The sequence below is a fragment of the Streptomyces beijiangensis genome, from assembly GCF_017315755.1.
Lineage (GTDB): Bacteria > Actinomycetota > Actinomycetes > Streptomycetales > Streptomycetaceae > Streptomyces > Streptomyces beijiangensis.
The window spans coordinates 1-15,594 of record NZ_JAFLRJ010000369.1 but is presented as its reverse complement, the minus strand read 5'-3'; the positions used below and the strand labels follow the sequence as shown (position 1 = coordinate 15,594).

General features: G+C 71.4%; 15 protein-coding genes. 8 read left to right on the top strand and 7 right to left on the bottom strand.

All coding sequences use genetic code 11. The annotated features are described in order from the left end of the window. From J0695_RS31195 to J0695_RS31175, 5 genes are all read left to right on the top strand, one after another. On the top strand, positions 1-930 hold a 930-nt coding region (locus tag J0695_RS31195; RefSeq protein ID WP_206967740.1), incomplete at its 5' end, for an acetate--CoA ligase family protein. Between the two features lie 48 nt (positions 931-978). Further along, on the top strand, positions 979-1,566 hold the full coding sequence (locus J0695_RS31190; protein WP_206967738.1) for a DUF5998 family protein: 588 nt from the start codon (positions 979-981) through the stop codon (positions 1,564-1,566). Then, positions 1,566-2,753 (top strand): alkaline phosphatase family protein, encoded by a 1,188-nt coding sequence (locus J0695_RS31185; protein ID WP_206967737.1) that lies wholly within the window; start codon positions 1,566-1,568, stop codon positions 2,751-2,753. The genes J0695_RS31190 and J0695_RS31185 overlap by 1 nt, the downstream gene beginning before the upstream one ends. Before the next feature lie 39 nt (positions 2,754-2,792). Beyond that, the gene (locus J0695_RS31180; protein ID WP_206967735.1) at positions 2,793-3,443 is read left to right on the top strand and encodes a thymidine kinase; all 651 of its coding nucleotides are present in this window, start codon (positions 2,793-2,795) and stop codon (positions 3,441-3,443) included. Between the two features lie 122 nt (positions 3,444-3,565). After that, positions 3,566-4,525, top strand: a complete 960-nt coding sequence (locus J0695_RS31175; protein ID WP_206967733.1) for a ScbA/BarX family gamma-butyrolactone biosynthesis protein — start codon at positions 3,566-3,568, stop codon at positions 4,523-4,525. A gap of 2 nt (positions 4,526-4,527) precedes the next feature. On the opposite strand, the gene J0695_RS31170 is transcribed toward J0695_RS31175, so the two are convergent. Continuing rightward, entirely contained in the window at positions 4,528-5,175 is a 648-nt protein-coding gene (locus J0695_RS31170) for a ScbR family autoregulator-binding transcription factor (RefSeq protein WP_206967731.1), read from the bottom strand. 115 nt (positions 5,176-5,290) lie between these two features. On the opposite strand from J0695_RS31170, the gene J0695_RS31165 reads away from it, so the two are divergent. Further along, positions 5,291-6,235 carry an NAD-dependent epimerase/dehydratase family protein gene (locus J0695_RS31165; RefSeq protein ID WP_206967729.1) on the top strand — a complete coding sequence of 315 codons (945 nt, stop codon included), beginning with the start codon at positions 5,291-5,293 and terminating at the stop codon, positions 6,233-6,235. Between the two features lie 8 nt (positions 6,236-6,243). On the opposite strand, the gene J0695_RS31160 is transcribed toward J0695_RS31165, so the two are convergent. Next, positions 6,244-6,990, bottom strand: a complete 747-nt coding sequence (locus J0695_RS31160) for a DUF427 domain-containing protein (RefSeq protein WP_206967727.1) — start codon at positions 6,988-6,990, stop codon at positions 6,244-6,246. A 216-nt stretch (positions 6,991-7,206) separates the two neighbouring features. Between J0695_RS31160 and J0695_RS31155 the strand changes: the two genes are divergently transcribed. Then, a complete protein-coding gene (locus J0695_RS31155; protein ID WP_206967725.1) occupies positions 7,207-7,608 on the top strand; it encodes a winged helix-turn-helix transcriptional regulator in 402 nt (133 codons plus the stop codon). Between the two features lie 12 nt (positions 7,609-7,620). Here the strand turns inward: J0695_RS31155 and egtD are convergent, their stop codons facing one another. From egtD to J0695_RS31135, 4 genes are all read right to left on the bottom strand, one after another. After that, the gene (gene egtD / locus J0695_RS31150) at positions 7,621-8,553 is read right to left on the bottom strand and encodes an L-histidine N(alpha)-methyltransferase (protein ID WP_206967743.1); all 933 of its coding nucleotides are present in this window, start codon (positions 8,551-8,553) and stop codon (positions 7,621-7,623) included. A gap of 44 nt (positions 8,554-8,597) precedes the next feature. Continuing rightward, positions 8,598-9,866: an ergothioneine biosynthesis glutamate--cysteine ligase EgtA gene (gene egtA, locus J0695_RS31145; protein WP_206967723.1), complete on the bottom strand. Its 1,269-nt coding sequence runs from the start codon at positions 9,864-9,866 to the stop codon at positions 8,598-8,600. A gap of 44 nt (positions 9,867-9,910) precedes the next feature. Then, a complete protein-coding gene (locus J0695_RS31140; protein WP_277990052.1) occupies positions 9,911-12,733 on the bottom strand; it encodes an AAA family ATPase in 2,823 nt (940 codons plus the stop codon). 298 nt (positions 12,734-13,031) lie between these two features. Then, a complete protein-coding gene (locus J0695_RS31135) occupies positions 13,032-13,805 on the bottom strand; it encodes a VOC family protein (RefSeq protein WP_206967719.1) in 774 nt (257 codons plus the stop codon). Positions 13,806-13,955: 150 nt separating this feature from the next. Here J0695_RS31135 and J0695_RS31130 point away from each other — a divergent pair, with 150 nt between their 5' ends. Beyond that, positions 13,956-14,786, top strand: a complete 831-nt coding sequence (locus J0695_RS31130; protein WP_206967717.1) for a sulfurtransferase — start codon at positions 13,956-13,958, stop codon at positions 14,784-14,786. A 73-nt stretch (positions 14,787-14,859) separates the two neighbouring features. On the opposite strand, the gene sepH is transcribed toward J0695_RS31130, so the two are convergent. Further along, a partial coding sequence (sepH, locus tag J0695_RS31125) for a septation protein SepH (protein WP_206967715.1) occupies positions 14,860-15,594 on the bottom strand: 735 nt, incomplete at its 5' end.

The following is a 15,594-nucleotide window of genomic DNA, read 5'->3' as shown; positions in this document are numbered from 1 at the left end:
CCCCCCGCCACCGCCGAAGCGCCCGGGGACGGGGGAGAGGCGGAGGCCCGGCAAGGACCGATCCCCGTCTACCCCGCCGCCGAGCGCGCCGTCCGGGCGCTCGCGCAGGCCGTCAGATACGCCCAGTGGCGGCGGCAGGCCGCAGAGCCGGGAAGGGTTCCGGAGTACGAGAACATCGACGAGGCCGGGGCCGCCGCCCATATCGAGGCGCTCCTCGCCTCCGCCCATGTCGACGTCAGCCGCGGACTCCCCCTCTCGCCCCGGGACGCCCGTGAGCTGCTCGCGCTCTACGGCATCGAGGTACGCCCGACGCGTCCTGCCCCGTACGCGGACGCGGCTGTCGCGGCCGCCGCCGAGCTCGGCTATCCCGTCGCCCTCAAGGCCACCGCCCCGCACCTGCGCCACCGTCCCGACCTCGGCGGCGTACGCCTGGACATCGGAAGTGAGACCGGGCTGCGGCGCGCCTACCAGGAGTTGACCGACGCGCTCGGCAAGCCGGAGGAGGTCCAGCCGGTCGTCCAGGCGATGGTCCCGCGCGGCGTCGACACGGTCGTACGCGCCGCGATCGACCCCGCCGTCGGCGCCGTCCTCTCCTTCGGTCTGGCCGGCGCCCCCTCTGAACTGCTGGGCGACACCGCCCACCGGCTCGTCCCTGCCACCGACAGGGACGCCGCCGAACTGATCAGAACCATCAGGACCGCGCCCCTCCTCTTCGGCTGGCGGGGATCGGCCCCTGTCGACACGGCCGCCCTGGAAGAGCTGCTGCTGCGGGTCTCCCGGCTCGTCGACGACCACCCCGAAGTGGTCTCCGTGGCCCTGGAACCCGTGGTCGTCTCCCCGGCCGGACTCTGCGTGCTCGGCGCCTCCGTACGTCTCGCACCGCCCGCCGCCACGGGCGACCTGGGTCCCCGACGCCTCCCCAGCTACTGAATCCACCGAGGGCCCGGCCGTCCCGGGCAGGGCCGTAAGATGGGGGTCATGGCAAAAACCGGTACGACGACCCAGGGGCTGCGCGCGGCGATCGAGCGCAGCGGCTACTACCCGGCCCTCGTGGCCGAGGCGGTGGAGGCCGCCGTCGGCGGCGAGCCGGTCGCCTCGTACCTGGTGCACCAGGAGACGACTTTCGACTCCAACGAGGTGCGCCGCCACTGCACCGTCCTGGTCCTCACCGGTCACCGTTTCATCGTGAGCCACACCGATGAACAGGCCGCCGACGACAGTTCCCCGACGCCGTACGCGACGACCTCCACCGAGTCCGTCAAGCTCGACCGGATCTCCTCCGTCGTCCTGAGCCGCGTCGTCGCCAACCCGGAGAAGTACGTCCCCGGGACCCTGCCCCGCGAGGTCGTCCTGACCATCGGCTGGGGCGCGGTCGCCCGTATCGACCTGGAGCCCGCCGCCTGCGGCGACCCCAACTGCGAGGCGGACCACGGCTACACCGGCAGCTCCACGGCCGACGACCTGAGCCTGCGGGTCAGCGAGGCCGGCGACGGCCCGGACACCGTGCGCCAGACGCTCGCCTTCTCCCAGGCGCTCTCCGAAGCGACCGCGGCGACCTCGCGCTGATGGCCCAGCCCGTCTGGCACGATCCGGAACCTCTCGCTCTCTCCACCGCGCCGCTGCCCCAGTACGGCTCGGGATCGCTCGCGGACCTCCTCCCGACGCTCGCCGCGGGCATGGGCGTCCCCGGCATGGAAGCGTCCATCGCCGAACTCGCCCCCGCCGACCGCAACTGTGTGTTCCTGATCGACGGTCTCGGCTGGGAGCAGATCAAGGCGCACCCGGACGAGGCCCCGTACCTCCACTCCCTGCTGCCCACCTCCCGGGGCAACACAGGACGCCCGCTGACCGCCGGCTTCCCCGCCACCACGGCGACCTCCCTCGCCTCGGTCGGCACCGGGCTGCCCCCTGGCGCGCACGGCCTCACCGGCTATACGACACGCAATCCGGCCACCGGTGAGCTGATGAACCAGCTCCGCTGGAAGCCCTGGACCGACCCCCACGCCTGGCAGCCGTACCCGACGGTCTTCGAGCTCGCGGACGCGGCCGGTGTGCACACCGCGCAGGTCTCGTCCCCGGACTTCCGGCACACACCGCTCACCAAGGTCGCCCTCAGCGGCGGTACGTTCCACGGGCGGCTCACCGGCGAGGACCGGATGGACCTCGCGGCCATCCAACTGGGCGCGGCGGACCGGTCGTTGGTCTACACGTACTACAGCGAGGTGGACGGCAGGGGCCACCGCTTCGGCGTCGACTCCGACGACTGGCGCGGTCAGCTGATGTACGTCGACCGGCTCGTCCAGCGCCTCGCCGATCAGCTCCCGCCGCGCTCGGCCCTCTATGTCACCGCCGACCACGGCATGATCGACATCCCTTTCGACGAGGAGTCGCGCATCGACTTCGACGAGGACTGGGAGCTCGGGGCGGGCGTCGCACTCCTCGGCGGCGAGGGCCGTGCCCGGCATGTCTACGCCGTACCGGGTGCCGCGGCCGATGTGCTCACCGTCTGGCGCGAGGTGCTCGGCGAGCAGTTCTGGGTGGCGAGCCGTGACGAGGCGATCGCCGCCGGCTGGTTCGGCCCCGCCGTCGACGAGCGGGTGTACGGCCGCATCGGCGACGTCGTCGCCGCCGCCCACGCCGATGTCGTGATCACCGCCTCGCGGCGGGAGCCCCACGAGTCCCAGATGGTCGGCATGCACGGCTCGATGACCCCCGTGGAGCAGCTGGTCCCGCTGCTCGAAGTACGTTCCTGACCTCCCTTCCCGTTCCCCTCGAAAGGCCCCCGACCTGCCATGCCCGAGCTGGTGTTCTTCTCCGGAACCATGGACTGCGGAAAGAGCACCCTCGCTCTTCAGATCGAGCACAACCGCTCGGCACGAGGTCTGCAGGGCATGATCTTCACGCGCGACGACCGTGCGGGCGAGGGCAAGCTCTCCTCCCGTCTCGGCCTGGTCACCGCGGCCGTCGAGGCGGGCGAGGGCTTCGACTTCTACGGGCATCTGATCAGCCACATCTCCAAGGGCGGCCGCGCGGACTATGTCATCGCGGACGAGGCCCAGTTCCTCTCCGCCGAGCAGATCGACCAGCTGGCCCGGGTCGTCGACGATCTCGACCTGGACGTCTTCGCCTTCGGCATCACCACCGACTTCCGCTCCCGGCTCTTCCCCGGCTCGCGCCGCCTGGTGGAGCTCGCCGACCGGGTCGAGGTGCTCCAGGTCGAGGCGCTCTGCTGGTGTGGCGCCAGGGCCACCCACAACGCCCGTACGGTCAACGGCGAGATGGTCGTCGAGGGCGCCCAGGTCGTGGTGGGCGACGTCAACCACTCGGCGGGCGAGGTCGGTTACGAGGTGCTCTGCCGCCGGCACCACCGGCGCAGGGTGACGGCCCAGGCAGCGGGGGCCGGCGCGCTGTCGCCCGACGTGCTGCCCGTCACGGCCGACTGACCCTCCGATCCTGCGAAAGCTTGTGCGGAAAACCTGTCAGTAGGTATTTTTGGCCCGGGTGAACAACGACTCGGGAGACCACCTTGCCGTCTACGCCGACCAATCCGACGACCGCCGCACGCATGGGCGGCACACTCATACCAGCGGGGACCATCGGCTACGAGACGACGGTCCCCCGAGCACTCGTCCACCGCACCGCCGTCTCCGAGGTCTTTCTGACCGGATGGCGCAGGACGGGCGGGGACAGCTTCCTCTGTGCCGCGCAATGGCCGCGCGGGCACAGCCTCTACGGGGCGGAGGACGGCACGTTCGACCCATTGATCATCGTGGAGTCGACGCGCCAGGCGGGGATCCTGCTGGCCCACGTGGGGTACGAAGTCCCCCTGGGTCACTCCTTTCTGATGCAGCGTCTGTCCTGGCGGAGTACGGCACCCGTGATCCATGACGCCGGGCCGGCCGAGCTGCTCATCCATGTGGAGATCAAGGAGATACGGCGCAGGGCGCGCGGTGTCGACGGCATGGAGGTCCATGCGGAGTTCACGCTGGGCGGGAGGCTCTTCGCGCAGAGCGTGGGCTGGCTGCGATGCGTGGCGCCCGGCGTCTATCCGCGGGTCCGCTGGGGCGGCGCGCGGATGCGCTCGGTCGGACCGCCGCCGCACGTGACCGGGGAGCAACCCGGCATGGTGGGAAGGGAGTTGGCCCGCGATGTGGTGGTGGGCCGGCCCGACCGTGACGGTGTCAGGCGGCTGAGGGTGCCGCTCGGGCACCCGGTGCTCTTCGATCATCCGCTGGACCATGTGCCCGGCATGCTGGCGTTCGAGGCGATGCGGCAGGCCGCGGTCGCCCGGCTCGGGAACGACGCCGTACTGCCCGTCTCAGGGGACGCGGAGTTCCCCAGGTTCCTGGAGATCGACGAGGAGTGTCTGATAGACGCCAGGACGGTGGCCGCGGCGGAGCCGGGTCTTGCGCCGTCCAGGGTCGAACTCACCCTGGCCCAGGGCGGTGTCACCGCGATCAGGGGATGGCTGGAGCTGGCACCGCGCGCAGTGGTCCGGGAGCGCGGGTCGCTCGAGACGGTGTGAGGTCACGCGGGGGTGGTCTCGGCGGACATCTCCGCGACCACCCCCAGGTGGTACGAGACCTTCCGGGGCGGGACCAGACCCGGAATGATGACCTCCCACATGTCCGCGATCCGTGCGGGCAGGGCGCGGCGGCTGTCGATCACCTGGGTGACCAGCTGGACGCCGGTGAACGCACTGACGATGAAACGCGCGGTGTTGTCGATGTCCAGGTTCGCGCGGATGTCGAGCTCGGTCACGGACTGGCGCAGCAGATCGGCTGTGATCTTGATCCAGTCCCGGTAGGGATCGGGAAGCGGTTGCTGGAAGGCGCCGCCCTCCAGGGTCAGCCGGATCCCGGCCCGCACCACTGGGTCGTTGAGCAACTGGGCCGCCAGCTCGAAGGACATGCGGATCACGGCTTCCAGGCCCGGAAGGTTCTTGGCCGCCAGCTGGCGCGCGGCTTCGATGGAGGTCTGGTGCTGCGTCAGCATCACGGTGTGCGCGAGCTCCTCCTTGGAGGAGAAGTGGAAGTACAGCGCACCCTTGGTGACCCCGCCCTGGGCCACGATGTCGCTCAGGCTGCTGGTTCCGTAGCCGTAGCGGTCGAATACTTCGGCGGCGGCCCGGACGATCGTGGTGCGGGTCTGCTCTGCGCGCAGCTGTTTGGCCATGAGGCGCCTTTCGTCCGAAACGGAAGCCGGAGAAACGGGTTGACCGGTTCGTTCTTTGCTTAAACCTGACCCTAACTTATTGACCAATGTTGACACCCCCGGAGGCTGGAAAGCGATGTCTGAGCGTGTACTTGTGACCGGTACGACCGGATTCATCGGAAGTGCCGTTCTCCGTGCGCTGGTCGAGCGCGGCGAGACGGACCTCATCGCTCTGGTCCGCACGCCGGAGGCCGAAGCGTCCCTGCCGCGCGGTGTTCTGGGCGTCCGCGGAGACTTACGGTTCCCGGAGTCTCTCAGGGGAATCTGTGACGGAACAGATGCCGTCGTGCACTGTGCCGCCTATGTCGGAAGCGATCCCGGGCTCTGCGAGACCATCAACAGGACCGGCACCGGATATCTGCTGGCGGAGGCGCTGCGGGCGGGGGTCTCCCGCACGGTCTGTCTCAGCACCGCCTCCGTGTACGGCAGCGGACCGCACCGGGGCCTCCGGGAGTCCGGCGCCGTCCCCGCCCCGGTCTCGGTGACCAGCGAGAGCCGGCTCGCCGCCGAGACCGCGGTCCGCGAGGCCGGCGGGATGGCGGTACGGCCCCATCTCGTCCACGGCCGCGGCGACCGCTGGGTGGTCCCGGCGCTGGCGGTGCTGTTTCGGGTGATCCCCGGCTGGGTCGACGGCGGGGCGGCCCGTACCTCGATGATCCATGTGGACGCGCTCGGCCGGGCGATCGCGGTACTGGCGGCGAGGCCCGACACGTGGCGCCCCGGTGCCGTCTACCACGCGGCGCACCCCGAAGCCCCGTCCATGCGTACGCTCGCGGACTCGCTCGCCCGGCACCTCGGCGTCGTGGTGCCTTCCGGGGGCGTCTCCCGGGCCGCCGCGCTCGAACAGGTCCGCGCGGCAGGTCTGCGGGAGAGGCATCTGGAGATGCTGACGGTCGATCACTGGTACGACTCGGCCGCGCTGTGGGACGCGACGGGCTGCGCGCCGGGGCCGCGGTTCGACGCTGCGCTCGGCGCCGACAGCGCCTGGTACGCGAACCACCTGGGCGGCGGGCGGGGGTAGCGGTCCCATCAGGCGCCCGCCCTGCGGCCGTCCACGGTGAGGTCCGCGCACCGTACGTCGAAGGAGAGGAGCCCGGTGACGGCCCGTACGGCCGGCAGCGGATCCTTGTACGACCAGGCCGCATCGGGCAGTTCCGCGCCACCGGCGCCGCGGTAGGACAGATGTGAGGCCGTGCCCTTGTACAGGCAGTCGACCTCGGTCCCCGACGGCACGAAGCAGGCCAGGTCGACGTCCTCCGGCGGGAGGTAGTAGCGCACGGGCAGCCCGGTCTCGAACACCGCGACCGGCCGGTCGGACTCGGCCACGACCCGGCCTTCGATCTCCACCCGGACGTGCCGCGAACTGCGCACCGCCTCGATCAGGTGGAGGGAGTCCGGTGGCTGCCCGCCGGCTCCCTCCTCCTGCTCGTACCAGTGATCGAGCACGGTGCCGGGGAAGCGCAGCCACTCGAAGGCGATGTGCCCTGCGAGGCCCTCCGCCGGATAGCGCCAGGCGGCGTTCGCCACGACCTCGCCGTCGAGCCGCAGGTCGTAGAAGACCGTCGCGCCGGCGTGGGGTCCGCCGGCGGGCGGGGCGGCGGCAGGCTCCAGTGCGTCCGTACGGACATCGGAGTCGGGGAACGCGTACGTCGCGTACGGCACCCCCTGCTCGTGCACGAGCAGGGGCCGGCTGCTGTCGACGACCGTGTGGACACCTCTGGTCCCGCGTATCCGGCGCTCGCCCGGCTGCCAGGTCAGGGCCTCGGGATTCAGCACGGGATCCCTCCTCCTGAAAACCGGTCGACCGCCCCGTTTTTTCGGGAATAATCGAGGCAGGACAGCCCCGACCAGGCCTTTGTGCTGGAACCGGAAATAGTCACAGTCTCGGTCCTTCTCGAAGGAGGCACGGGTGCCAACAAGTGTTCTCGGGGGACGACTTGTTACTGAGTAGATGCTCTGTGAGGATGAACTCCTGCGGAAGGAGGCACTCTTATGTCCCAGGGGAACACCGCTGTTACCGACCCTGAAATTCACGCCGTGGCCTGCCCTGTGCGGGAGGTGATAGACCGTGTCGGCGGCAAATGGAGCGTGCAGATCATTCTTGCCGTGATGCGGGGTCCTGTGCGCTTCACTGCACTGGAGCGCCGGATCGACGGCATCAGCCGCCGGATGCTCACTCTCACCCTGCGCAATCTCGAACGCGACGGGCTCGTGGTGCGCACGGTCTACCCCACCGTGCCGCCCAGGGTCGACTACAGGGCCACCGACCTGGCCCGTGAACTGCACGATCCGCTCGAAGGGCTCGCGGAGTGGGCGCGGCGCAACCGCGGGAGCATCGCCGCGGCCCGTGCGGCGTACGACGCCGGGAGCGGCAGCAGCGCGATCGCATCCTGAGGCCCGGCGCCGCTAGGCGGGAACCGGGACTGCCAGCGTGATGGCGTAGCGGTCCAGCGCATCCGTCCACATCAGGACCGGATCGAGCCAGGCCGCGGCGAGTTCGCTGCGCAGTCCCTCCCTGCGGAACTTCGCGGAGACCTCCGTACAGATCTCCTCGCCGGACCGCAGCGCGACGGTGAGACCGGCGCCGGGGATGCGCGCGGTGACCGCTCTGCGGGCGCGCAGCCGCAGCTCGATCCGCTCCCGCCCCGCGTCCCAGTGCGCGACATGGTCGAAGTCCGCCGGGTCGAAGTCCGCGCCGAGCTCGCGGTTGATGACGGACAGGACGTTCTTGTTGAAGGCGGCGGTGACGCCCTGCCCGTCGTCGTACGCAGCCATCAGCGTGGCCTCGTCCTTCACCAGATCGGTTCCCAGCAGCAGCGCGTCCCCCGGCTGCAGCGCGGCCCGTACGGAGAGCAGGAAGGCCGCGCGCTCGGCCGGCAGGAGATTCCCGACGGTGCTGCCCAGGAAGCAGATCAGCCGGGGTCCGGGCGCCGCGGGAAGCACGAGCCCGTTCTGGAAGTCGGCGAGCACGGCGTGCACGGTCAGGCCGGGGTTCCTGGCCAGCAGGGCGTGGGCCGCACCGGTCAGCGCGGATTCGCTGATGTCGACCGGGACATAGGTGAGCGGGGAGCCGAGCGCGTCGATGAGCAGCCCGGTCTTCTCCGACGAGCCGGAACCGATCTCGACCAGCGTGCGGGCTGCGGTTGCCGAGGCGATGGCCGCTGCCCGCTCCCGGAGGATCTCGCGCTCGGCGGCGGCGGGGTAGTACTCGGGGAGCCGGGTGATCCGCTCGGAGAGTTCACTGCCCCGGGCGTCGTGGAACCATCGCGGCGGGATGCGCCGGGGCGAGCGCGAGAACCCGAGGAGCACGTCGGAGCGCAGGGCCCCGGCGTGGCTCATGGGGAGCCGGCGGGTGAGAGTGAGCCGGCCGACGGGGGCGGTGGTCACGCGCGGTGTTCCTTCCAGGAGTCGAGCACGTCGTCGGCGGGAGTACGGCCGCGCAGTACGTACCTGGCGGTGAACTCCGCGACGGTGTCGATGACATGGGCGCTCGCCCCCCTCCGCGGCAGCGCCTCCAGGGCGGCGATGAAACAGTGCTCCGCCGCGGTGCGCAGTCCGGGGTCGGTCAGCCCGTGCCGGGCGGCGGCACGCCAGAGCGGATTGCGCGGCGCCGGTGCCGCGCCCGCGCGTACCGCGAGAGGCCTGACGGCCCGGAACGCGCTCTCGGTCGCCCGGGGGTCGTCGAAGAGGGCGGAGCAGACGGCGAGCGGTACCAGCCAGCCGTCGTCCCCCGACTGGGCGTCGATCATGCGCAGTTCGAGATGGCCGTGCGGTCGTACGGGAGGGAAGAGCGTCGTCAGGTGGTAGTCCAGGTCCGGGGTGGTGGGCGGCCTGGGCGCTCCGCCGCGTATCCAGTCGCGGAAGGTGAACCCCTCGGGGGCGCTCCAGGGGGCGTCGTCGGTCCGTACGAACATGACCTGGGAGTCCAGCGCGTGCGCGGCCCACTCGGCGGCGGGCGCCCAGCCGTCGCGCCTGACCGGCGCCCGGCCCGCGTCGAGTGCCGTCCACACGGCCTGCCGGTTGGAGCGGAGGCCGGTCGGAACACCGTTCAGCAGCGGTGAGTTGGCGAAGGCGGCGACCAGCACGGGGCCCAGCAGACGGGCCAGCTGCCAGCGTCTGTCCTGCCCCAGAGGCCCGGGCTCCTGCGAGCCTGCGTCCAGGCACACCTGCACCGCGGCCGAGCTGCACATCATGTAGCGGCCGGCCCGGCCCGTACGGTCGAAGTGCCGTTCCATGGCCGCGTACCGGGGAACGTCGAGCACCCGGAGCGGCGGGTGCCACGGGTTGAGGCCGTGCCCCGCCAGGCCCAGCCCGTGCGGGCGCAGTCGGTCGCGCACCAGTTCGAGGTCGGCGGCCACGGTCTCCACGCACTCCGTGAGGGAGTCGGCCGGGGGCGAGCTGAGTTCGAGCTGGCCGCCCGGTTCGAAGGTGAGCGCCGAGCGGAGGGGCAGCGCACGGATGGCCGAGGCCGCTTCCGCGGAACGCAGGGGGCTGACGGGGCGGGCCGGATCACCGAGGTCGAGCAGGAGCCACTCCAGTTCCACACCGATACGGCGGGGTGGACCGTTCTTGAAGCAGACTCCGCGGATGTGGTCCTCGGCCCCGTAAGGGGTCAGGGTGTCCTCGGTCGTGGGGCGCAGGTCAAAGGGCATGGGGGGACCTTTGTTCGGGTGGGACGGGATGTCTGCGCACGTGCTCAGCGGGCCTGCGCGGAGTCCTCGCCCCCGGCCCGCAGCAGCAGGGCGAGCTGGGCCCGCCGTTTCACATGGAGTTTCTTGTACGCCCTGGTCAGATGCTGTTCGACGGTGCTTATCGTGACGAAGAGCCGGTCCGCTATCTGGCGGTTGCTGTGCCCGCGGGCAGCGAGTGAGGCGACCCGGTGCTCGGCCTCGCTGAGCGCGGCGGCAGGCTCCTGTGGGCCCGGGGCGGAGAGGGCCCTGACGGTCTGGTCCGCCGCGCCGTCCGGGGTGCGCGGCGGAGGCGTCCCGGGCCGGGAACCGGCCGGGCGGCCCGACACCTGATGGGTCCAGCCCAGGTCGTAGAGCGGGTGTGCGAGCTGGTACGGATCGTCGCACTGCTGCAGGGACTCGACGGCCCTGACGAGCAGCTGCGGCCGCTCCTCGGGGCGGCTGCACGCGGCGATCACGCGCAGCGTCACCGCACGGATGCGGAGGTGCTCGGGGGCGCACCGGGCCAGCTGGGCCCAGGCGAGCTCGGCCGCCTCGCCGCGGAGTCCCAGCGAGAGAGAGGCCTGCGCGGCGTCCGTACGCCACGGCACCAGGGCGGGTATGTCCATCTGCCACTCCTTCGCCTGCTCGCCGACCGCCTGGAAGTCGTCGTACGCCTGGGAGGACCGCCCTGCCGCGAGATGCTGCCGCCCGCGCGCCTGGAGGAAGGCGAGCCCGACGGGCGTCCGGTACATGGCGTGGGGGAGCGGGATCCTGAGGTGCTCGGCCAGGGTCTCCTCGGGCCTGCCCAGAGCCGTTTCGGCCTGCAGCAGGGTGCTCAGCGGGAAGCCTATGCAGACGCCCCAGTTCTTCGACGTCATGATCTTCAGGGCGGTGCGCGCGTGGTTGGCGGCCATGAGCAGCTCGCCGCGCCTCAGGTGGATCTCCGCCCGCAGGGCGGTGAACTGCGCCTGCCAGGTGGGTGCGTTGCTCTCCTTCGCCTCGGCGAGAAGCGGCTCGCTCCACCGCTCCGCCGTGGCCAGCCGGTCGCTGAGGAGAAGCGTCAGCACGGAGGCCTGGAGCACGCCGACGGTCTGCTCGCAGAGCCGGTACTTGTGCAGCAGCCGCTCCGCCGTGTGTGCGAGCCGCTCACCGGGGCCGTCCCGCATCAGGCTGCGCAGCAGGATGGCGGCCTGCAGATGCGGGCTGACGGCCGTGGTCGAGCGCGAGGCCAGAGCCCCTGCGGGCGCGTCGGGGCGTGCCCGGCCGGCCTCCGGATAGGCGGTGGACAGCCACATGCGGGAGGCCTGCACATGGGTCGACGACGCCGGGCCGCCGGTCTCCTCCGAGCCGTTGGCCAGGCGCAGTACGCCGAGCGCCCCCTCCGCCTGCCCGAACCAGAGCATCGAGTTGACGGGAGTGGCGATGTCCGGTCCGGAGAGGCGTCCGGTGCGCAGCGCAGATGTCAGCTCCGGTACGTAGCGGAGCGCCAGATGCGGGTTCGAACGCCATTCGGTCCTGGCGAGCATGGCCGCCGTCACGGCCTGCTCGTCGGCGTCGGTCCCCGTCTGCCGCGCGAGCCTGAGGCAGTCGAGCGCGAACGCCACCTCATTGGCGTCGAGGGCGTCCGCGGCGGCCTCCTGGAGGACTGCCACCGCGTACAGGGCCACCGGGCGCTCACCGGCGAGCAGATGACGGGCGACGGTACGGGTCGGCGCGCCCGCCGTGAACAGCAGTTCGGCGGCCCGGCTGTGCAGCGCGGCACGCTCCGTGTCGCCGAGCGCGCACAGCACCGCGTCACGCGCCTGGGTGTGCCGGAGCCTTCCCTCGTCCAGGATGCCCGTCGCCGTGAGCGCGCCGGCCGTGCGCCTGGTCGCATCGGCGTCGAGGCGGGCGAGCTGGCCGGCCAGTTCAGGGGTTGCCGACGTGTCGAGCACGGCGAGTGCCTGGGCGAGCGCGAGCGTCGCGGGCTCACCGCGGTAGAGGCAGCCGATCAGTGCCTGCCGGTAGGCCGTACCGACGGCGAGTACCGGCACATCGGTGGTCGGCACGCCGGTGGCCGGTACGAGCACATCGCTGTCCTCCGCGAGCCCGCCCAGTATCAGCGGGTTGCCGCCGCTGACGCGATGGGCCTCGTCCCTCAACTCCCGTGCCGTACGCCTGCCGAGGCGGGCGGCGACCATGGATTCGACGCCGAGGGGCGAGAGCAGGGGCAGCTGGATCCGGCGGAACAGCGGCTCGCTCGGCATCTCGGCCTCTAGGAGTGCCCTGGCCGGCTGGGCCTGGACCGATTCGTTGAGCACGATCAGCAGGCGGCACGCCTCCAGCCGGCGCGTGAGGAACGACAGGCAGCGCAGGGTGGCGGCATCCGCGTACTGGACATCGTCCACGCCGATCAGCACGGGAGCCGTGGCGCGCTCGGCCAGTGCCATCAGCCCCATGCAGAGCTGGTGGAAGAGACGGCCGGGGACCTCGTCGGCGGATCCGTGGACGGCGGCCGATTCCGTGATGGTACGCAGCAGTTCACCGGTGCCGGCCGAGCCGAGCCCCGATCGCTCGGCGCTGTGCAGCAGTTGGGCGAGGACGCCGAAGGGGATGACCTGTTCGGTGCGCGAGGCGGTGGCGCCGAGAATCACGGCGCCGGAGAGGGCCGCCTGGTCGGCGAAAGTGCGCAGGAGTGCGGACTTGCCGCTTCCCAGCGGGCCGGAGACCAGAGCGATCCGATTGTTCCCGTGTAAACATTCTGCGAACAATTCATTAAGGGCGGTGAGTTGGCCGTGCCGTTCGTAGAGTCCTGCGGATTCCAGTGCCGTACCTGGGGCTTCGGGTATCCAAGTTTGCTTTGCTTCCATTTTCGTTCGGATCCCCCATGGTCACGAAGTCACGAAATGAATGCAGCGTGTCCTGGCGCGCCCCGGTCCCGTTCCGGAGGCTGTGTGTGCTCTCTTCCGCTGAATTAAAGTACCGGGCGACCCGTTTCGTCAACGACAAAAAGTCGCTGGCAGGGGCACTGCTGACAGGTGTGTCAGTGGCTCCGAACGCCGGTGAGGTGGCCGTTTCCCGGCCAACCGGGGGGTGGAATACAAGACTTCGCTTCGAACAAGTGAGCCAGATCACTTCGGTTGTCCGGAAAGGTGGTCCCGCGGTCCGTCAGCGGGCGGACCGTACGATCGTGAAGACCGCGCCCTCGGGATCGGCGACCGTCGCCATCCGCCCGCTCGCCCCATCGCGCGCCTGCTGCAGGACATGGCCGCCCAGTTCGGCCACCCGCCGCGCGGCCTCGTCGACGTCGGCCACCTCGAAGTACGTCATCCAGTGCGCGCCCCTGTCGTGCGGCAGCGCATGACCGACACCGTGCAGGGAGGCGACCGGCCGGCCGCCGAGGTGCAGTGTCAGATAGTCGAAGTCGGCTGAGACGACCGCCTCGGCTTCGTACGCGAAGAGCGCCTGGTAGAACGCGCCGACGGTCGACGTCTCCCGCGTCACCAGTTCGTTCCATACGGGAGTCCCCGGCACCCCGGCCACCGCCGTACCGAGATGTCCTGCCGCCTGCCAGATCCCGAAGACCGCGCCCGCCGGATCGGAAGCTATGACCAGCCGTCCCGCCTCGCCCGCGTCCAGCGGGCCGACGCCGACGGTGCCGCCGCTGTGCCGGATCGCCGCCGCCGTGGCGTCCGCGTCGTCGGTCGCCAGATACGGGGTCCAGGCGACCGGAAGGTGTCTCTCCGGAGGCAGCTGCCCGATACCGGCGACCTCCTGGCCGTCGATGAGCGCGCGGACGTACGGACCGAGCTGCTGCGGCCCCGGTTCGAAGTCCCAGCCGAACAGTGTTCCGTAGAAGTCCTGGGTCGCGGACAGGCCGTGCACCATCAGACTGACCCAGCAAGGCGTGCCGGGGGCGCGCCGAGTGGCTGCCTCGGTCATCTTCACTCTCTCCTCGGACGGATTGGGGCGGCCGACCGGCCACCCCCGCCCAGATGCTTGCAGCACCTGCCGCGCAGCGCGCCCCGGCCGCGCCGCATTTCTCCAGCGGTGTTGTGGTTCCGTCCCGATCACTGCGCGAGGATGGCACCCATGAATGCCATCATCACCGCATCCGAACTCGCGAGCGAGTCGGCAGGGCCGCGCCCGCCGGTGCTCCTGGACATCCGCTGGCAGCTGGGCGGCCCGAACCAGCGGTCCGCGTACGCGTCGGGCCACATCCCTGGTGCCGTCTTCGTCGACCTGGACGCGGAGCTCGCCGGCCCGCCCGGCAAGGGCGGCCGCCACCCGCTTCCCGACCCCGATGCCTTCGGCGCGGTGATGCGCGGGGCCGGGGTGTCCGGGGACCGCCCGGTCGTGGTCTACGACGGCGGACAGGGCTGGGCGGCGGCCCGGGCCTGGTGGCTGCTGCGCTGGGCGGGCCACACCCAGGTCCGTGTCCTCGACGGCGGCCTGGGCGCGTGGACCGGACCGCTCTCCGCGGAGACCCCGGGCCCGGCGGAGGGCGACTTCGCCCCCGTACCGGGCTCGCTGCCCCTGCTCGACGCGGACGCGGCGGCCGCCCTGGCCCGGTCCGGGCTGCTTCTGGACGCGCGGGCCCCCGAGCGCTACCGGGGCGACGTCGAGCCGATCGACCGGGTCGGCGGCCACATCCCCGGTGCGGTCTCCGCCCCGACCTCGGCGAATGTCGGCGAGGACGGCCGGTTCCTGACCCCGGAGGCCCTGGCTGCCCGCTTCTCCGGGCTGGGCGCCACGGGGAAGACGGATGAGGTCGGTGTCTACTGCGGATCCGGTGTCTCCGGCGCCCACGAGGTCCTCGCCCTGGAGATCGCCGGATTCCCGGCCGCCCTCTACTCGGGCTCCTGGTCCGAGTGGTCGTCGGACGAGTCCCGGCCGGTGGCCACGGGCCCCGAACCCCAGTAGGACGCCGCGCGACGCGAAAAGGGGCCCGCACCTGCGTGCGGGCCCCTCCTCGTAACTCCGTACCAGCCGGTGGCTAGTCCTTGTTCTTGCGCCGGGTGCCGAAGACGATCTCGTCCCAGCTGGGCACCGCCGCACGCCGACCGGGACGCACCCCGTCGGCTTCCGCCTGCCGGTCCGTCGTCCCCGTCAGCCGGTCGCGGTGGCCACTGACCGCACGGGGCATCAGTACGTCGGCGTACGCGGACCCCGCGCCTGCCGAAGCAGCCGGCGGCTCCTCGATCACGGGCTCCCTCACGGGCTCGGCGGCCGGCGGCTCGGGCGGAGCCGGGCGCTCGGGCACGACCATGTCGCCGCGGAAGCTCGGTACCGCTTCCAGCAGACTGGTCAGCGAGTCGCGCTCGCTGGTGTCGTCGGCCACGGGAGCGGCGGGCACAGGAGCGGTGGGCCGCTCCATCTGCCGGTCGAGCTGCCGGTCCAGGGCACGGTCGAGCGGCCGGTCGCGCGGCAGCCTGGCGATGCGCGGTACGAACGGGAAGCTCGGCTCCGGCGCGGCCAGGGAGTCGTCGGACTCGCCGATGAGCGAGCGCGCCTCGTCGTCCACGGCCTGCACCAGACGGCGCGGCGGATCGTACGTCCAGCTCGCCGAGTGCGTTTCGGTCGCCACCCGGTACACCAGCAGGACTTCCCAGGTGCCGTCGTCGCGGCGCCAGGAGTCCCACAGAACGGTGTCCTTGTCGGCGCCGCGCAGCACGAGGCGCTCTTGTACCGCATCACCGAGCTGAGGACCCGTGCCGGTGTTCTCACCGGC

What these genes read in the sequence shown, in the direction of transcription:
- J0695_RS31190 (WP_206967738.1), top strand. Translation starts at nt 979, where the DNA reads ATGGCAAAAACCGGTACGACGACCCAGGGGCTGCGCGCGGCGATCGAG.
- J0695_RS31185 (WP_206967737.1), top strand. Translation starts at nt 1,566, where the DNA reads ATGGCCCAGCCCGTCTGGCACGATCCGGAACCTCTCGCTCTCTCCACC.
- J0695_RS31180 (WP_206967735.1), top strand. Translation starts at nt 2,793, where the DNA reads ATGCCCGAGCTGGTGTTCTTCTCCGGAACCATGGACTGCGGAAAGAGC.
- J0695_RS31175 (WP_206967733.1), top strand. Translation starts at nt 3,566, where the DNA reads ATGGGCGGCACACTCATACCAGCGGGGACCATCGGCTACGAGACGACG.
- J0695_RS31170 (WP_206967731.1), bottom strand. Translation starts at nt 5,175, where the DNA reads ATGGCCAAACAGCTGCGCGCAGAGCAGACCCGCACCACGATCGTCCGG.
- J0695_RS31165 (WP_206967729.1), top strand. Translation starts at nt 5,291, where the DNA reads ATGTCTGAGCGTGTACTTGTGACCGGTACGACCGGATTCATCGGAAGT.
- J0695_RS31155 (WP_206967725.1), top strand. Translation starts at nt 7,207, where the DNA reads ATGTCCCAGGGGAACACCGCTGTTACCGACCCTGAAATTCACGCCGTG.
- egtD (WP_206967743.1), bottom strand. Translation starts at nt 8,553, where the DNA reads ATGAGCCACGCCGGGGCCCTGCGCTCCGACGTGCTCCTCGGGTTCTCG.
- egtA (WP_206967723.1), bottom strand. Translation starts at nt 9,866, where the DNA reads ATGCCCTTTGACCTGCGCCCCACGACCGAGGACACCCTGACCCCTTAC.
- J0695_RS31140 (WP_277990052.1), bottom strand. Translation starts at nt 12,733, where the DNA reads ATGGAAGCAAAGCAAACTTGGATACCCGAAGCCCCAGGTACGGCACTG.
- J0695_RS31135 (WP_206967719.1), bottom strand. Translation starts at nt 13,805, where the DNA reads ATGACCGAGGCAGCCACTCGGCGCGCCCCCGGCACGCCTTGCTGGGTC.
- J0695_RS31130 (WP_206967717.1), top strand. Translation starts at nt 13,956, where the DNA reads ATGAATGCCATCATCACCGCATCCGAACTCGCGAGCGAGTCGGCAGGG.